Genomic DNA, 240 nt, shown 5'->3' on the forward strand with positions numbered 1-240 from the left:
CTACTATGTAACATCTATCTACATGAATTAGATAAAGAACTGGAAAAACGTGGACATCGTTTTGTTCGTTATGCCGATGATTTTGTCATCTTTGTGCGTTCAAAACGAGCAGGTCAACGTGTCATGGAAAGTGTGACAAAATTCATCGAAAAAGACCTTAAACTTATTGTAAATAAGGAAAAGAGTAAAGTAGGTGCAGTCACACGTTTAAAGTTCTTGAGTTGTCTAATGACCAAAGTA

1 protein-coding gene is annotated in these 240 nt (G+C 35.4%); it reads left to right on the top strand.

Features of this window, described 5'->3' with window-relative positions; translation table 11 throughout:
- Positions 1-240, top strand: a 240-nt coding sequence (locus tag TP70_RS10115) for a reverse transcriptase domain-containing protein (protein WP_044361425.1), incomplete at both ends; no start/stop codon positions are given.

Source organism: Staphylococcus microti (assembly GCF_000934465.1).
Lineage (GTDB): Bacteria > Bacillota > Bacilli > Staphylococcales > Staphylococcaceae > Staphylococcus > Staphylococcus microti.